This window comes from Pectobacterium jejuense, assembly GCF_026800125.1.
GTDB lineage: Bacteria > Pseudomonadota > Gammaproteobacteria > Enterobacterales > Enterobacteriaceae > Pectobacterium > Pectobacterium jejuense.
This window is the reverse complement of sequence record NZ_JAPQKX010000006.1, coordinates 1-17,898: the sequence shown is the minus strand read 5'-3', so window position 1 is coordinate 17,898 and position 17,898 is coordinate 1. Positions and strand designations below refer to the sequence as shown.

Sequence of the window (17,898 nt, the reverse complement as noted above, 5' to 3'; positions counted from 1 at the left end):
CGTGAACTCCTGTTATTTGGTGGCGACGTTTTGACGAGCGGTTTTTCTCCACCCGATGTCTGAAGAGGAATACAGCGTGATAATCTTCGGCTGCTCACTGCGAAGCAAAATTTTTCCGAGCTGGCGTCGAATCTCTCCTTCGCTCAGTGAGCTGTCTTGACAATAGACATCCAGCGTGAATTCCACACCGCCGGTCTCGGCGGCATCGTTATGTACCCACGCTTCCGCATGAGACACTCCCGCAATGGTTTCGGCTATTTCACTGACCGATTTCAAACACACCTTTTCGCCGCGGCTCATGACATAGGTTGGGTTGCGCTGTTTAAAGAAAAGATAGCCGTCCTCATCAATGGTGAAACGATCGCCGGTGTGGATGATGCGACGCTCTCCATGGCGTGGTGTATCAATACCTTCATCCAAACTGCGGATTCGTCGAATCATGCCGGTATAGGTTTCAACTATGAGTTCGCCATCCTTGTCGTCAGGGTTGTCCTTACGCAGGTGAACATTAACTTCAGGGAAAGGTTTACCGACGGACGCATATTTATCGGGCGATGCGCGATGCGCGGCCAGTGTTGCAACACGCGGCCCCGCCTGCGTCAAACCATAGGTGAGATACAGTTCGATTCCGGGATTACGCGATAGAATCGCCTCAACCGAACTGGCTGAGAGAGCATCTCCGCCGATGGTCAGACGTCGCAGCGGAGCTGGAAGCTGTTCGGAACCGGATAGCAACCAGGCATTAACCATTGTTGGCGTAATGGATGACTGGGTGATTTGGTAGGTTTCAATCGTTCGCTCGTAGTTGCCTGGCGTGAAAGGAGGGCCGGCAATAATCGCCGTATTTCCTAGTGCAAAAGAGGAGAGCAGTTGTGCGACGAAAGCATAGGAGTAGTACATTGGTAGATTGATCAATATCCGATCTTCCGCGCGCTGTTCAACTGCTTGTGCATGATTTCTCGCATTACGAAATAAATCGTTGATATGAAATAAGCAACCGCTGAAGATACCGGATGTTCCTGATGTGAGAAGAATGATCTCGCCCGGCTGATAACGGTGTTCACGGGATATTTCTACACGAATCAACTGACCCGATTGCGGCAGAGGTTGCGCAGGTTGCGTTTGCGCCAGCCCAGAGGGAAGGTGTAATGCGATCAGGTTTCTGGCACCAACTACCTGCGCGATACGATAAATACGAGACGCTGGTGCAGAAGACGGCAGCAGAACGGGAACCGCGCCAATGGTCAACAGCGCAAAAATGATTACGGCGAAGTGCACGCTATTCGGGATTGCCACCATTACGGGATTGCCTGGTTCAATCCCTTGTTCACGAAGGTGTTTTACCAGATCGACGAAAACCAACGATGGCGCATCATGCGGATTGACATCGACCTGAATAAGCCCGTCCAGAAAGTGCTGGGCGGAGCTGGGCGTGATGGTAGGTTGGGAGGTCATTGATGTTCCCCTCCGCTCTGAGTGACGACAACGCTGCGAATGTGGTGGCCTGATTCGTCGACACGATGTTCGGTAATAATGACGTGAGTTGCCGAACCCTCATCCAGCCAGAGCTGCGCTAATGCTGTGGCATAGGGCTGCATGTTGTCCGGTGGCATACTCCATACGATACTCGGACCACTAAATCGTAGGAATTGCGATGGAAGTCCGATGATCATCCCTGGACAGGCACCGGAAAAGCGCAATGGTGAAAGGTGTCCTGAGGGAAGTGTTTGTGAAATGTCGTGTATGGTCTTGAGAGTACATTGGTCGCTAATGGCGATATGCCCCACAGAAGAGCAGGCCGATGTAATGACATCTCGGTGCTCGTTGATAGCTTGCTCAACGGCTTCAAGAACAAGCCATGACAAAGGGTCTGCATAAAGTGAGGCTTTTTGTGCAGGTTTGTACGTATACAAATCAGGCGTACTTGCCATCCCATGACCCACGATGTTGAGTGCTTTCAGGGTTAATGTTTCGACGTTTGTCATCGTGCTGCGCTCCCTGCACTTTGGAAAACCAGACAGGTGTTAAATCCACCAAATCCAAGCGTTATGCTCAGCCCCGCTGTTGCCGTGCAAGGCATGTTTTTTTGATTGGCGATAGGTAAATCGGAGGGGGTAATGGGATCATACAATCCATGAATGGGGGGAAGCCTTTGTGTTTTTAATGCCTGTAGCACTGCAATGGCTTCAATGGCTCCCGTTGCGCCGAGTGTATGCCCAAATGCTCCTTTTGTGGCGAATAGCATCGGCGGGTGTGGCAAGGGGGAAAAAAATGCTGAATAAGCTTTTGCCTCTACACTGTCGTTAACCTGTGTTCCTGTACCATGAGCGTTTATAATGGAAATATCTTCCGGTTTTAAACCTGCGCTATTGAGCGCTCGTTCTACGGTAAGCATCACATTTTGCCCTGATAAATCAGGCGAAACGGCACTGGCGGCGTCGTTTGCGGAGCCTGCTCCTGCGAGGATTCCGTAAGGCTTGGCACCGCGACGTTTAGCATGCTCTTCGGATTCCAATATCAGAAAGGCAGCACCTTCACCGAGTACGGTACCATTGTGGCTAATATCGAATGCACGTAGGCCATCGTTAGACATCGTGCCTAGCCGTGAATGGCTGAGCCGTTTCCCCAGAGTCAGTACATCGGCTCCCCCGCATACACATATTTCGGTAAGGCCCGCCTTGATAAAGCTCAGCCCCGTTAAAATTGCATCAGAGCCTGCTGAACAGGCTGTACTTACCGTGATAGGAGACTTAACACAGCCGACTGCTTTGACAGCTTGTGTTGACCATTCTGATAACGAGAAAGTATCGGGTGAATCTAAATGATGGCCGTAGCTGGTTCCTAAAACTGGGAGAATATCTGGGTCATCCGCAGGAATAGAAGCATCCTCAAGCGCTTTACGTAAGGTTTTTACCGTTAATGCGTGTTGACGTCTTGCCCCGTCCCATTCTAAAGGGATGTCTGGTATTGGGGCTGCAAGGTTACTACGTAACGATAATGTGGAGTCTAGGTCAGTTATACCGGAGATACCCTCTAGCAGGTATTGCCAGACAGTGGGTATTTCATCACCTAACGCTGTAGACCAGGCCATACCTGTAACCCAAACAGGTGAGTGATGATTTACCATAACTGCTCTCCTAGCGTGGATATATTCTCGCGCACTAGCGAGCCTTTTAGCATTCCGACCGTTTGACCTGCGACTTCTGCTTTACAGGAAAAGGTCAGGAATTTATCTCGCAAACTTTCGCAATTGAGATTAAAAATAATTTGATCTCCGGGTACAACCACCCGTGTAAACCGAGATTTAATTGAGCCTACTAGCGTGATTTCATCATCAGCTAGCGGTGATGTTGAAAGCTGAAATAAAATAATTGCCGATTGTGATATGGCCTGCACCATATGGCTTGCCGGAAAAATAGCGCGTTCGGGAAAATGGCCAGCGATAGCATCTGTCTGACCCGAAACTGCCATAAGTGTTTTAATATATTTCCCTGGCTCGTAATCAAGAACACGATCGAGGTACACCATAGGATGTCGGTGTCTTAGCCATCCTTTAAGCTCCGTAAATCCCATTAATCGTGGCTGATGGTCATCTTTATCTTGGTGTTGAATATTCATTGGTTCCCCTCCTGATTATTTGATTTGAGAATTAACTCTGAAATCAATTTTGTGAGCGTTTGAATTGAATCGAAATATTGAGGAGTAAAGTATTCATCTTCAATTTTGATGTTAAACGCATACTCACACTGGGCTCGTAGTTCACTGAACCCTAAGGAATCTAGACCAAGACCATCTCGCATATTGATATCTGTCTCAATTTCTGAACGAGGGATGCCAATAAATAGATCGTCGATTAGAATTCCGATAATAGTGTTTTCTATATTTTTCAAGGTGATGATTCCTTTAGGTTAATAAGTGTTTTTAATGCTTTAGATGTCATTCATGTTATCTATTCATGGTTTGTGAATTGATTTCATAAATTCTTTGATGTTTACTATTTTTTTATAACGTAAAAACTTTTTCCGCCTGACTCTTTAATAAGTGGTATTCATTTGATAGTTTCCTACGGCTGATTTTCCCCGTGGTATTGACAGGTATTTCTTTAATGAAAATGTATTCGGATGGATGTTTGTAATGAGCAAGGTTATCGGATAAGTAGGATGCTATTGTTTCCGCCTTAAGTGAGTGGTTTTTTTGGGGTTGAATTAATGCAATAATACGTTCACCAGCGAATTTATCTGGGACGCTAAACACAACTGAGGCGGCGATGTCTGCGTGTTGAATAAGAGTATTCTCAATTTCTATTGGGTATACAGGATAGCCCTCTATTTTTATTTGATCTTTTTCTCTCCCGAGGAAAATCAAGTTTCTATTATTTTCTTGACGAACAAGGTCACCGGTAGCGAGCCATCGATCAGAGGGAAATAGTTCAATATCATGTCCATTCCAAATTCCTATGGTTTTCGCCGGAGAGCGAATTAGAAGTTCTCCATTACTTGATTGAGTATTATTTATTTTAATTTCTACGCCAGGTAGGGGCCAACCAATAGAGGGTTCGTTGATAGCATAGATATCGTGATGGTATATTACTGGCCCCCCTAATTCTGTTTGACCATAAGAACTTTGAAGATGAGAACCAAAACACTCAAAAAATTTCTGGCTTAATTCTGTTGCGCAGGAGTCACCTCCCGCGACACAAACTGTTTCACTAAGATCGAGTGAATTGTTGTTGTTTTCTTCATTTTTAATGATTTTATGAAAGTTTGACGGTGTTCCTGCAATCCATGCTGGCTGTGTTTCTTTTAATGTTTCTGTAATGTTTTCTATGTCGACTTCTGAAAGTAATAGTACTGAATAACCCTTTTGAAGAGCTGCAAAGGTAATAAGTATACTCCATGGGCTAATGAGATCGACTAAGCTAAGAATAGCAGGCTTATCACCATCTGATTTGGGGAGTCTGGGGTTTATGGTTACTTTTGTTAAATTTACAGCATCAATTAGTGTTTTTTGTGAATAAACAATTCCTTTAGGGTGTCCTGTCGTTCCTGATGTGTAAAATATAGATGCGATTTCGTCTGTGTAAATGTTATCTTCTGAATAATCATAAGGTTGTGAGATGATTTCTTCCCAATTATGTGTATTATTTTCTTTATCTTCTATTTTTAGATCTATAACCCATATTTTTTCTAGCATTGTACATGATTCAATTTCTTGTTTTGTTTCATAAAATCTTTTTTTGTCACCAATGTACGCACAGGATGAGCTATGTTGAATTAAATTTTTCACTTCTTTAGCAGACAGTTTTAGGCTGAGAGGGACAAAGACTGCTCCAATTTTTAGGCAGGCATAATATGTAGCTATAAGTTCAAAGCAGTTTCCCATATGGATAGAAATTCGGTCTCCTTTTTTTATATTTGCACTCTTCAATCCTGTGGCTATTCGCTGGATTAAGAGAAGTAAATTATAAAAAGATATATTGTGATTGATTGATTTTACTGCTGTCTCCTTTGAATGTAAAAGAGCGTGCTTTCTAAATGATGAAAAGGTATTCATAGTTGCTCCCATTTTTCCATCTAACACTTAATAAAAGTAAGCTAAGTAATTGGGCTGCGAGGTTTGGGGATTAATATTTACTTTTGGTTATAGATGATGTTTTTCAGTTTAAAAATGGGAAAATAGTTATTGTTACTATTCCTTTTTTTCATGGTTTATTTTATGGGGTTTTGAGATTATTCTCATGGTTAATGATTTTGAAGTAAGAGATAGCTAGTGTGCGTTTATTGGGAAGTTTTCGTATCATGGAGATGAATAAATGGATTGGACTAATATTCCCCCTCTTTACGCATTAAAGGCTTTTGAATCAGCAGCCAAGCATCAATCTTTCACTTTGGCTGCGAGTGAGTTATTTATTTCGCAAAGTGCAATTAGTAAGCATATCAATACCATAGAGGTTTTTTTTGGCAGGAAGCTTTTCTATCGTAAAGGGCCAAAGGTTTTTTTAACTAAAGAAGGTGAGTCTTTTGCTGGTGATCTTCGCCATGCATTCGAAATACTAAGTAAAGCATGTGAAAATGTTCACCGTGCTGGAATCGTATTAACTATAAGCAGTCCATACACTTTTTCTATACGCCAGTTCATTCCTATTTTAAGAAAATATAAAAATAAAGATAACTTCCCAATAATCACTGTCGAAACTATAAATGATGACTATTCTCATTCTATTGCCAATTTAAAAAATCATGATGCAACAGTAAAATATGGCGATGGTAAGTTTTCTGATGAATGGAATTGTACTTTGCTTTCACCTGAGTGTTTAATTGTAGTGGTGTCTCCAAAGTTGTTACATCTCTTTGAAAAAGATAATAGAATTCTAATTGATCTCGTTTATGTTAAATCAAGAGAATTAGATTGGTTTTCTTGGTGTGAAGAGTCACGTTTGAAAGATCGGTTTCAAGTTATTAATAAGTATGAGTTTGAGTCGATGGATTCAGCTATTAATGCAGTGATAAAAGGATTGGGGATAGCGGTTGTTGATATTGGAATGGTCTATGATGAATTAATGGATGGCGTTTTGTTAACACCTTTTAAATTTTCTTTATATTCTGGTAAGGGATATTATTTTTTGAGGGGTAGTGATGATGATAATGATTTATCCTCCTTGCTAGAGTGCGTGAAATTAGATTTATCTGGTAGGGGGTTGGCAGAGTTGTGTTTTAATGATAAATGCGATACGGGTAATTGTAGATTGGTAGCGACGGAAAAGATTACTAAGTAGCTTCGCATAAAGGCGCTACACTTGCCGGGAGTGGCACTGCATCCATCAGCGCTGCTATCACACGATGAGAAGTGAAAAACTAATGTGATTCATTAATCTATGACAGTTATTTTATTGAAATGGATTTTTAACTAATTTTAATTATATTAAATTTTAGTGTTTTTTATAATGGTTTTTTAATTTTTAGCTTGGTTTGTTCTTAACAGTGATGTGATTGAGGTAAGTGCTATTTACTATAGACAAAGTGGTTATCTGATCAAGGTTAAAAAGTAATTTGTTGTTTGTTATTTTTTTGAATGCGGTCAGCAGTGAAATTTCTGAGCTCTGAAAATTTCCAAAATGAAGAATTAGTTTTTAATGGCGATAGATCTCCCTTTCTTGCACTGTGCGAACATGATTTTTCACCATGGAGTACAGATATGGCTTACTTGGACACGGCAGAACAATCCGCTGTGATCAACTGGAAAGGGAGACATCTGGTCGTTAATGCTTTTGCTGGCACTGGTAAAACGACAACGCTGGTTCGCTACGCGCAGGCCAATCCTGACCGAAGGATGCTCTACCTTGCGTATAATCGTGCAGTTCGTGATGATGCGGAACGCAAGTTTCCATTCAATGTTGAGTGTAAGACCTCTCATCAACTAGCATGGATGAAATTTGGCAAGCATCTAAAGCCGAGATTAACACCCAATTTGCGCATTACCGACGTCGGCCGGAAACTGAATACCCGCCACTGGCCGCTGGTCAGAATAGCGTTGACTGCGCTGAACCATTTCCTGTGCAGCGCTTCTTTGGCACTCAGTTATGAGCATCTTCCGGATGAGGGTGATCGCGAAGGACTAGATGCAGACAATATATTGGGGACGGCTCAGTTTCTGTGGAATGAGATGAGCTGCATCGATTCGACGTTTCCTGTCACGCATGATACCTATCTGAAATTGTTCCAGTTGTCAGCGCCCGATTTGTCAAAACGTTGGGACACGATCCTGTTTGATGAGGCGCAGGATGCCAATCCTGTCATCAGTTCGCTGGTACTTACTCAAAATTGTAATGTCGTCCTGGTTGGCGATCGCCATCAGCAAATTTATCGTTTTCGTGGGGCCGATAACGCGCTGAATTCTCCAGCACTGGAAGGTGCTGACCGCTTGTGGCTGACACAGAGCTTTCGATTTGGTCCGGCTGTTGCAGAAATGGCAAATATATTGCTGGCGCGCCAGGAGGAAACACATCCAGTAATTGGAAATGGCGGTAGTGACGATGTGGTTGATCGGTTGCCTGCGGACGTTTCTCGTTACACTGTGCTCAGCCGGACGGTTGCCGGCGTCATTGGTGCTGCGCTCTACGAGAGTATGGAAGAGAAGCGCGTGTTTTGGGTAGGAGGGATTGAAGGCTATAAAACGGAAGAGCTGGAAGACTTGTACTGGTTTTCAGTCGATATGCCTGAACGGATGCGTACACCACGTCTTAGCCGTGAATACCGGGATTTTGAAGAGTATAAATCTATCGCCAAGGCAACCAACGACGTCGAAATGAATCAGGCGATCGGCTTACTTGATAAATATTTCCCGCTCCCGCAAAAATTACAGGTCTTACGCCGTCAGGCGACGACGAATGAAAAAGATGCTGATGTCGTGGTATCGACTGCGCATCGCAGCAAGGGACTGGAATGGGATACAGTAATCCTGAACAACGACTTTTCGGATATTACCGACCCGTTGTTATCAGAAGCAGCCCGGACGGATGAAACTAACTTGCTGTATGTGGCCACAACCCGGGCCCGGAAACTTTTGGTTCGAAATGAATTATTGAAGCTGCTCTGTGAGAAGGAAAAGCCTGACGATATGCCATTTATCGACAACGCTGTTTTTCCTGAAGAACAAGGACATGCTGAATAATTTTTACCGACTCGAACTTAATTTCTCACGCATATTATTTATGGGTCAACTAGGTTTGGCAGTCAGCTCAGTTCCAGAGTCGTGCTCTGTGTCAATCTAAGTTGAACTGGTTAGAACGTTTCGGTATTTCCGACAGGCAGTGTCAGCCGCGCTGAGCGCCCGCTTTGCATGGCTGATTGGCGGCGCGGCAAGCCCAGTAACTATCATCTGCCCGAAGTGCCTTACTGGGCGCCCATTCATATTATCTGTAGCGATTCACATCCAGTGAGAGAGGGGGCTTTACCGAACCCAGTGATCTCTTCCCTTTGTTCAGTACCGGCGTAAAGTAGAGTTTTCGGCCCGTATTCTCCGTCCAAAAGAGGTCATCTAGCATGAAAAAGACACGTTATACCGAAGAGCAGATTGCGTTTGCCCTGAAGCCGCTTTTTACAACTGGAAGAAGAAGTTTGGCGGCATGGGCGTGACGGAACTGCGCCGTCTGCATCAGATAGAAGAAGAGAATCACCGTCTGCAACGGCTGGTGGCGGACCTGAGTCTGGACAAAGATATGTTGCAAGATGTCATCCGAAAAAAGTTCTGAGGCTCGTGCAAAAGCGTGAAGCGGTGGAATATCTGCTGGAAGCTTACCGTATCGGACTGCGTCGTGGCTGCCGTCTGATGATGCAGAGTCGCACAGTGTACCACTACCGCAGTTGCCGTGATGACCGGGCCATTACGCAGCGGATAAGGGAAATTGCCGAAACCCGTGTTCGCTACGGCGTTCAGTGCATTCATATTCTTCTGCACCGGGAAGGCTGGCTGATTAACCATAAGAAAACACGCCGTATTTATTGTCAGGAAGGCCTGAATCTGCGGACAAAACGCCCCCGTCGACATGTTACCGCCAGACACAGACGTGTACGTCCTGGGGGGAGTGCGATTGACCAGTGCTGGAGCATGGACTTCGTGGCTGATAATCTGTTCAACGGACGTCGTATCCGGGCGCTAACTGTAGTCGATAATTTTAATCAGGAATGTCTGGCAATCCAGGTAGGTCTGGGGCTGCGCGGAGACGATGTGGTCGCGGTGATGGAGCGCCTGAAGCAGTTACAGAAGCGGGTACCGGGACGGCTGCAGACCGACAATGGCAGCGAATTTATTTTTAAGCCGCTGGATCAGTGGGCCTATGAAAACAAGGTGACAATGGACTTCTCCCGGCCCGGAAAACCGACAGATACTGCCCTCATCGAGTCATTTAATGGTAGTTTTCGGGACGAATGTCTGAACGTCCACTGGTTCCTGTCACTGGAAGACGCTCAGGATAAGGTCGAATACTGGCGACAGGAATATAACCTGCAGAGACCGCATTCCTCGTTAAATAACCAGACTCAGAGGAGTTTGTTCGAAGTCTGCCAAAAGGCCCGGATCTCTGATTTAGCCTGGCACCGATATTGGGAGGAGATCAATCAGCATGCCACTGTTCTGTACTCATTGATTGGCAACTGCAGGTTTAACAACGTGCATCTTACCTTCGTCTGGGCATTAATAAGTCTGTATGTGACGCTCACATTAATTATAAATCAAGATATATAGTTTTGCTTGTTATGATTTGTCAGTTAATTAATAATTAATTAATATGGTTTTTAATTTTAATGTTATATTTCAATATCCGTCATACTTGTTTTTTATTTGTTTTTTTTCTCAAAAACTATATTATGAGCTTTTTAAAGAGAAACTCATGTTGGGTTGTTTTTATTAGACGCATCCAATGTATAAGTAGATTAAAGTATGGTGATATAGACTATTTTCTTCATTTGTTGAGTCATGTAATACGAAGTGTAAGGTAATTATATCACTGAATATCTGAGGGTGATAGTAAAGTCAATGTTTTTATGATGTGGAAGAACGACAGTTAAATAAGGGGAGTGTTAGTTGAAATATTAACATACTAACCATATTGAATAAGTATTAATATGCTAATTATATTCAAAGCGATAAATATTAATCTCTGATTAAATACGCCAAACAGGGAGGGAATCCTATGTCTGATAAAAAGGCACTTTTGTGTAATCTGCAACCAGTGGGTAATAGGGAAAATGCGCAATGCGACCTTATTTTCCCCTTATCTTCCGCGCAGCGGGGGATGTGGTTCGCCCAACACCTAAACCACAGCGCTAAACCCCAGGTATTCAAAGCCGCTGAATATCTTGAAATCCTTAGCCCTCTGGATACGGCGATATTTGAAAAAGCGGGCAGAATTGTCGTTGAAGAAGCACCGTCTCTGCGGATGACCTTGCATAATACTCCAGAAGGGCCCTGCCAGCGTCTCGATCTGTCGTCCGACTGGACTTTCCCGCTGCTTGATTTTAGTCAAGAGTCTGATTCCACAGCGGCGGCAGAGCGATGGATGCGAAACGATCAAAATACTCCCTTTAATCTGTCGCGCGGTCCGCTTTTCTCATTCGCCCTTCTTCAATTGGCACCCGAACGATTTTTTTTCTACCACAGTTATCATCACGCTATTCTTGATGGGTATGGTGCGGCTTTGCTCGTACGGCGTATGGCTGAAGTCTATTCCGATCTTCTGGCAGGCAATCATCCCCGTGGCGATTCTTTTGCCTCCCTGACGGACGTGCTGGACGCCAATAACGCGTATGAAGCATCAACGCGCTATGAGCAGGATCGTCAATACTGGATGAAACAGCTTATCGACCAACCAGCTCCGGTAAGTTTGGCGCAGAGGCAAGCGACGTGTTCCGATATTGTCCGTCGGCAGCAATACTTACCGCAACACAGCCATCTTCAATTGCGGGATATTGCCAGCCGGCATGGCGTGGCCTTACCACAGTTACTGATTAGCCTGATAGCCATTTATCTTAAGAGAATAACGAGCCAGGACGATCTGTTGCTGGGGCTGCCGATGACGGCACGCTCCGGTAGCAATTTTCGCCGCTTTCCGGGTATGGTCAGCAATGTGTTGCCGCTGCGTCTGCGGCTGTCGGACGACGACGGTATCGCAGAGTGCCTTAGTCAGACGAAAAGCGTGTTATATGGTGCCGGGAGGCACCAGCGCTATCGTGGCGAATCCATTAGCGCCGATCTGGGCTTGATCGCTCAGGGTAGTCCGCTGTACTCCACCTCGATCAACATCATTCCTTTCCAGTACGACGACATACGTTTTGGCGATGCGGGAGTTGCCGTGCACAATTTGGCGCTTGGCCCGTCGGATGATCTTATGATCACGGTACTCGATCGTGGCACAACCCATGGCCTGGAGCTGTGCCTGACGGGCAATGCCTCCCTGTACGATGAAGATGATTTAGCGTGTCACCTACGCCGCCTGATGTACTTTTTTGCGATCGCCGAAGATAATCTGCCTAAAAAAGTGGGCGATTACGAACTGCTATCGCCTCAAGAGCGTGACACGCTCATGCAGTGGGGTGCCGCGCAAAGCACCTATCCGTCAACGCATTGTATCCATGAGCAATTTGAAGCGCAGGCGCAGGCGCGGCCGGATGCCACGGCGGTGGTTTGTCAGGCGCAGTCGCTGCGCTACGGCGAACTGAACGCCCGCGCCAACCAGCTTGCGCACTGGCTGATCGAGCTGGGCATACGCCCGGACAGCCGTGTGGCGATCGCGCTTGAACGCAGCTGCGAGCTGCCCGTCGCCATTCTGGCGACGTTGAAGGCCAGCGGCGGCTACGTGCCGCTGGATCCCAGCTATCCGCAGGAGCGGTTGCAGTACATGCTGGAAGACAGCGAACCGGCGGTGTTGATCACCACACGGGCGCTCCTGCCACAACTGGGCGAGCTGCCTCAGGGGCTTGGCCTGATTGTGCTGGATGCGGAATCCCGGCCCTGGGAGCAATGCCCTTCGGCGAATATTAGCCCGGCGCGGCTGGGGCTGGCGGCGAACCATCTGGCCTATATTATCTACACTTCCGGCTCTACCGGCCGACCCAAAGGGGTGATGGTGGAGCACCGCAACGTAACGCGCCTGCTGGCGGCAACGCAGGAAACATTCCGGTTCGACGAACAGGACGTCTGGACGCTGTTTCACTCCTATGCCTTTGACTTCTCCGTATGGGAAATCTGGGGAGCGCTGCTGCACGGCGGGCGTCTGGTGGTGGTGCCGCAACTGACCGCGCGCTCGCCGCAGGCACTTTACCGTCTGGTGTGCGAAGAAGGCGTGACGGTGCTTAACCAGACGCCGAGCGTGTTCCGTCAGCTTACGGCGGCGCAGGCGGCAAGCGGGGAAAGGCATGCCCTGCGCTGGGTTATTTTCGGCGGCGAGGCGCTGGATGTGGCGGCGTTAGCGCCCTGGTATCGGCAGAACGTCGGTTGCCGCACGCAGTTGGTCAACATGTACGGTATTACCGAAACCACGGTGCACGTTACCCATGCTCTGCTGGATGAACGCGACGCGGAACGGAGCGGGGAAAGCCCGGTGGGACGCCAACTGGCAGACCTGCGGTTATATATTCTGGATGCGAGCGGGATGCCAGCGCCGATAGGGGTGGCGGGAGAGCTGTACGTTGGCGGAGCCGGGGTTGCGCGGGGTTATCTCAATCGGCCTGAACTGACCGCCGAGCGTTTCCTTGACGACCCCTTCGCGGGCGAAGGAGAACGGATGTACCGTACCGGCGATCTGGGGCGCTGGTGCGCTGACGGTACGATTGATTATCTGGGGCGCAACGATTCTCAGGTGAAGATCCGCGGCTTCCGCATTGAGCTGGGCGAGATTGAAGCGGCGCTATTGAGCTACCCGTCAGTGGGCGAAGCCGTGGTGATCGCCAGACAGGATGGTGTTGGCGAGCAATTTCTTTCCGCCTATTACGTGTTATCCAAAGGCCATGAGGGCGAAATACCGGAAGCGCAGATATTGCGTGCACATTTGGAGCAAACGCTGCCGGTTTATATGTTGCCGGATGCCTATGTACGGCTCCCTGCCCTACCTTTGACGCCGAATGGCAAACTGGATCGTAAAGCACTGCCGGCACCGGATGTCGGCTCGCGAGTAACGCATGTTTACGAGGCGCCGCAAGGCGTTATCGAAGAGACGCTAGCCCGAATTTGGCAAGAGCTGCTGGATCTGGATCAGGTAGGCCGCCACGACAACTTTTTTGAGCTCGGCGGACACTCCATGCTGGCAGTGCGTTTAATGGCTCGGATGCGCGACGAAGGAATGGATACGGATGTCCGGGTACTGTTTGAACAGCCTAATCTAGCGGCTTTGGCCTCTGTGACGGGGCGTAGGGTCGATCTCTCTGTTCCTGACAATTTGATCCCTGCCGGCTGTACGTATATTGTGCCGGAAATGCTGCCTCTGGCGACGTTGTTACAAGAGGACATTGACCGTGTTGTGGCGACGGTGCCCGGTGGTGCAGCTGCCGTACAGGATATCTACCCGCTGGCGCCTTTACAGGAAGGATTGCTCTACCATTCCCTGACGGCGGAGCAGCACGATCCCTATTTATTGAATGCGCTGCTGGCGTTTGACAGCCGGCAGCGTCTCGATGCTTTTATCGACGCGGTAAATCTGGTAATCGCGCGCCATGACGTGTTGCGCACTTCGATAGTGTGGAAAACGCTGCGTAACCCAGTGCAGGTGGTGTGGCGTTCAGCCGTGACACCAGTGACCGAATTCACCCTGAATCCTGCTGATGGCGATATTGCTGAGCAGCTGTTAAATGCCAGCCCGGCGCGGTTGGATATCGGGCGAGCGCCTTTGCTGGCGGTACAGATTGCCGAGGATAAGCTTAATCGCCGCTGGTTGCTGACGCTGTTGTATCACCATTTGGTGGATGATGCGACATCGCTTCAGTTGCTGCTAAAGGAAGCGCAGGCGTATCTGGAAGATAAGGCTGAATCTCTGCCTGCTCCTTTCCAATTCCGCCGCTACGTGGCGCAGGTCCGTCTTGGACGTGATAGCGACGCGGACAACGCTTTCTTCCGCGATATGTTGGGAACGCTAGAAGAGCCTACGCTGCCTTATGGCCTGACGGATGTGCAGGGAGATGGTCAGGGCATCAATAAAGTTATTCAACCCGTGCCGGCGGCGCTGACCCGCGCGCTGCGTGAACAGGCCCGCAGCTTCGGGACTAGCGTGGCCAGCCTGTTCCATCTGGCCTGGGGGCGGGTGATCGGCGTGCTGTCGGGTCGTGAAGATGTGGTCTTCGGGACGGTGCTGGTCGGTCGGCTACAAGGTGGATCCGGTCATGCGCTGGGAATGTTTATCAATACATTGCCGTTACGATTACAACTGTCAGGTTGCAAGGCTGCGGATGCTGTGCGTTATACCCAAAGTCAGCTGGCCGGTTTGTTGGCTCATGAGCACGCCTCGTTGGCGCTGGCGCAGCGTTGCAGCGGCGTGCCTGCGCCGCTACCGCTGTTTAGCGCGTTGTTGAATTATCGGCATACCGCCATTAATCCACAGGATCAAGCCATCTCTCTGTGGGAAGGCATCGATCTTCTCAGTGCGGAAGAGCGAACCAATTACCCTTTGATCCTGTGCGTTGACGATCAGGATAAGGGGCTCACGATGACTGTGCAGGCGGCTATTTCGATAGACGCCGAGCGCGTGGTTGGTTACATGCAGACAGCGCTATCGGGATTGGTTGAGGCGCTGCAAAATGAGCCACAACGGTTGGTTGTCGATATTCCCGTGTTGCCGCCTGAAGAGCGTACGCTGACTATCGAGCAGTGGGGTGCCGCGCAAAGCACCTATCCGTCAACGCATTGTATCCATGAGCAATTTGAAGCGCAGGCGCAGGCGCGGCCGGATGCCACGGCGGTGGTTTGTCAGGCGCAGTCGCTGCGCTACGGCGAACTGAACGCCCGCGCCAACCAGCTTGCGCACTGGCTGATCGAGCTGGGCATACGCCCGGACAGCCGTGTGGCGATCGCGCTTGAACGCAGCTGCGAGCTGCCCGTCGCCATTCTGGCGACGTTGAAGGCCAGCGGCGGCTACGTGCCGCTGGATCCCAGCTATCCGCAGGAGCGGTTGCAGTACATGCTGGAAGACAGCGAACCGGCGGTGTTGATCACCACACGGGCGCTCCTGCCACAACTGGGCGAGCTGCCTCAGGGGCTTGGCCTGATTGTGCTGGATGCGGAATCCCGGCCCTGGGAGCAATGCCCTTCGGCGAATATTAGCCCGGCGCGGCTGGGGCTGGCGGCGAACCATCTGGCCTATATTATCTACACTTCCGGCTCTACCGGCCGACCCAAAGGGGTGATGGTGGAGCACCGCAACGTAACGCGCCTGCTGGCGGCAACGCAGGAAACATTCCGGTTCGACGAACAGGACGTCTGGACGCTGTTTCACTCCTATGCCTTTGACTTCTCCGTATGGGAAATCTGGGGAGCGCTGCTGCACGGCGGGCGTCTGGTGGTGGTGCCGCAACTGACCGCGCGCTCGCCGCAGGCACTTTACCGTCTGGTGTGCGAAGAAGGCGTGACGGTGCTTAACCAGACGCCGAGCGTGTTCCGTCAGCTTACGGCGGCGCAGGCGGCAAGCGGGGAAAGGCATGCCCTGCGCTGGGTTATTTTCGGCGGCGAGGCGCTGGATGTGGCGGCGTTAGCGCCCTGGTATCGGCAGAACGTCGGTTGCCGCACGCAGTTGGTCAACATGTACGGTATTACCGAAACCACGGTGCACGTTACCCATGCTCTGCTGGATGAACGCGACGCGGAACGGAGCGGGGAAAGCCCGGTGGGACGCCAACTGGCAGACCTGCGGTTATATATTCTGGATGCGAGCGGGATGCCAGCGCCGATAGGGGTGGCGGGAGAGCTGTACGTTGGCGGAGCCGGGGTTGCGCGGGGTTATCTCAATCGGCCTGAACTGACCGCCGAGCGTTTCCTTGACGACCCCTTCGCGGGCGAAGGAGAACGGATGTACCGTACCGGCGATCTGGGGCGCTGGTGCGCTGACGGTACGATTGATTATCTGGGGCGCAACGATTCTCAGGTGAAGATCCGCGGCTTCCGCATTGAGCTGGGCGAAATAGCGTCCGTGCTACAGGCTTGTGATGACATCAAGCAGGCGATCGTGATGGCGCGCGGTGCGGCGCAGGATAAGCGGCTGGTGGCGTACTGCGTTCCTCAGGAGGAGGGCGGTATCGCTATCGAAGCGCTTAAAGAACACCTTAGCGAGCGGTTGCCAGCATATATGGTGCCGGCGGCCTATGTCGTGCTGGCGCAGATTCCGCTGACACCGAACGGCAAGGTGGACAGTAAAGCGTTGCCGGAGCCGGGGGAAGAGGCCTTTTCTCGGCAGGCTTATACGGCTCCACAGGGGCGTGAAGAGGTCGTGCTTGCCGGGATCTGGCAGGAATTATTGGCATTGGAGACGGTGGGCCGGCAGGACGATTTCTTCGCGCTCGGCGGTCATTCGCTGCTGGCGGTACAGCTCATTTCGCGCATTCGCAGTGAGTTAAACCGTGAACTGCCGCTGGCGGAACTGTTTGCCCGTCCGGCTCTCAAGGATATGGCGGCCGCGCTCGGCACGGCCGGGAAGGGGGCGCTGTCGGCCATTGAACCGCTGGCGGCGGGCGAGACGCCGCCGCTGTCGCTGGCTCAGCAGCGGCTGTGGTTCCTGGCGCAGATGGATGAGGCGGCGGGGGCCGCCTATGTGATAGCGGGCGGGTTCCGCCTGTGCGGAAAACTGGACGTCGCGGCACTGCGTCAGGCGCTGGACCGGATCGTGGCGCGTCATGCGGCGCTGCGCACCCATATCGAAAGCCGGGAGGGCGCGCCGGTGCAGGTGGTGGGGCCGGCCGGATGCGGTTTTCCGCTGCGGCTGCGCGATGCCACGGGCGTCGGAACGCCTGCGCCGTTTGCGCCGGTGTTCGATCTGACACGCGGCCCGCTGGCGCAGGGCGAACTGGTGCGGATAAGCGATGACGAGCACTGGCTGCGACTGGCGCTGCACCATGTTATCGCCGACGGCTGGTCAGTCGGGGTGTTGATGCGGGAGCTGGGGACGCTGTATCAGGCGTTCAGCGCGGGCGGTCCCGATCCGCTGCCGCCGCTGGCGATCCAGTACGGCGACTATGCGGCCTGGCAGCATCGGCATGTGCAGGCTGAGGTGTTGCAGGCGCAGCAGCGCTACTGGGTCGAACAGTTGCGCGGTATTCCGGCGTGCCTGACGCTGCCGACGGACCGGCCGCGGCCCCCGGTGCAACGCTATGCCGGGGCGCATATTGAGGCGAGGCTGGACAGGGAACTGACCGACAGGCTGAAGAC

The 17,898-nt window shown here is 50.2% G+C and carries 9 protein-coding genes and 1 pseudogene; 4 read left to right on the top strand and 6 right to left on the bottom strand.

All coding sequences use genetic code 11. From position 1 onward, the window contains the following. Nucleotides 1–12 precede the first annotated feature (12 nt). The 6 genes from amcH to NXT09_RS12225 all read right to left on the bottom strand — a co-directional run bounded on the left by amcH (nucleotide 13) and on the right by NXT09_RS12225 (nucleotide 5,553). Nucleotides 13–1,455: an adenylate-forming 2-oxoglutaryl-ACP ligase AmcH gene (gene amcH / locus NXT09_RS12250; protein WP_048258623.1), complete on the bottom strand. Its 1,443-nt coding sequence runs from the start codon at nucleotides 1,453–1,455 to the stop codon at nucleotides 13–15. Further along, complete coding sequence (gene amcG, locus NXT09_RS12245; protein ID WP_039313139.1) at nucleotides 1,452–1,985, bottom strand: cispentacin moiety biosynthesis protein AmcG; 534 nt, start codon at nucleotides 1,983–1,985, stop codon at nucleotides 1,452–1,454. Before amcG ends, amcH begins: the two co-directional genes overlap by 4 nt. After that, nucleotides 1,982–3,127 (bottom strand): cispentacin biosynthesis acyltransferase subunit AmcF, encoded by a 1,146-nt coding sequence (amcF, locus tag NXT09_RS12240; protein WP_039313135.1) that lies wholly within the window; start codon nucleotides 3,125–3,127, stop codon nucleotides 1,982–1,984. The genes amcG and amcF overlap by 4 nt, the downstream gene beginning before the upstream one ends. After that, nucleotides 3,121–3,618, bottom strand: coding sequence for a cispentacin biosynthesis cyclizing decarboxylase AmcE (gene amcE / locus NXT09_RS12235; protein WP_039313130.1), 498 nt, complete (start codon nucleotides 3,616–3,618; stop codon nucleotides 3,121–3,123). Before amcE ends, amcF begins: the two co-directional genes overlap by 7 nt. Continuing rightward, complete coding sequence (amcB, locus tag NXT09_RS12230) at nucleotides 3,615–3,890, bottom strand: cispentacin biosynthesis acyl carrier protein AmcB (RefSeq protein ID WP_039313127.1); 276 nt, start codon at nucleotides 3,888–3,890, stop codon at nucleotides 3,615–3,617. The genes amcE and amcB overlap by 4 nt, the downstream gene beginning before the upstream one ends. A gap of 112 nt (nucleotides 3,891–4,002) precedes the next feature. Beyond that, a complete protein-coding gene (locus tag NXT09_RS12225) occupies nucleotides 4,003–5,553 on the bottom strand; it encodes a class I adenylate-forming enzyme family protein (RefSeq protein ID WP_119871506.1) in 1,551 nt (516 codons plus the stop codon). A 259-nt stretch (nucleotides 5,554–5,812) separates the two neighbouring features. On the opposite strand from NXT09_RS12225, the gene NXT09_RS12220 reads away from it, so the two are divergent. The 4 genes and pseudogenes from NXT09_RS12220 to NXT09_RS12205 form a co-directional block, all read left to right on the top strand. Next, a complete protein-coding gene (locus NXT09_RS12220; RefSeq protein ID WP_039313121.1) occupies nucleotides 5,813–6,775 on the top strand; it encodes a LysR family transcriptional regulator in 963 nt (320 codons plus the stop codon). A gap of 419 nt (nucleotides 6,776–7,194) precedes the next feature. Beyond that, nucleotides 7,195–8,670, top strand: coding sequence for a UvrD-helicase domain-containing protein (locus tag NXT09_RS12215; RefSeq protein WP_268579841.1), 1,476 nt, complete (start codon nucleotides 7,195–7,197; stop codon nucleotides 8,668–8,670). A 371-nt stretch (nucleotides 8,671–9,041) separates the two neighbouring features. Next, nucleotides 9,042–10,082, top strand: a pseudogene (locus NXT09_RS12210) (IS3 family transposase). A gap of 608 nt (nucleotides 10,083–10,690) precedes the next feature. Continuing rightward, nucleotides 10,691–17,898 (top strand): non-ribosomal peptide synthetase (locus NXT09_RS12205; protein WP_268579840.1); only part of this gene is annotated, 7,208 nt, incomplete at its 3' end.

What these genes read in the sequence shown, in the direction of transcription:
- amcH (WP_048258623.1), bottom strand. Translation starts at nt 1,455, where the DNA reads ATGACCTCCCAACCTACCATCACGCCCAGCTCCGCCCAGCACTTTCTG.
- amcG (WP_039313139.1), bottom strand. Translation starts at nt 1,985, where the DNA reads ATGACAAACGTCGAAACATTAACCCTGAAAGCACTCAACATCGTGGGT.
- amcF (WP_039313135.1), bottom strand. Translation starts at nt 3,127, where the DNA reads ATGGTAAATCATCACTCACCTGTTTGGGTTACAGGTATGGCCTGGTCT.
- amcE (WP_039313130.1), bottom strand. Translation starts at nt 3,618, where the DNA reads ATGAATATTCAACACCAAGATAAAGATGACCATCAGCCACGATTAATG.
- NXT09_RS12225 (WP_119871506.1), bottom strand. Translation starts at nt 5,553, where the DNA reads ATGAATACCTTTTCATCATTTAGAAAGCACGCTCTTTTACATTCAAAG.
- NXT09_RS12220 (WP_039313121.1), top strand. Translation starts at nt 5,813, where the DNA reads ATGGATTGGACTAATATTCCCCCTCTTTACGCATTAAAGGCTTTTGAA.
- NXT09_RS12215 (WP_268579841.1), top strand. Translation starts at nt 7,195, where the DNA reads ATGGCTTACTTGGACACGGCAGAACAATCCGCTGTGATCAACTGGAAA.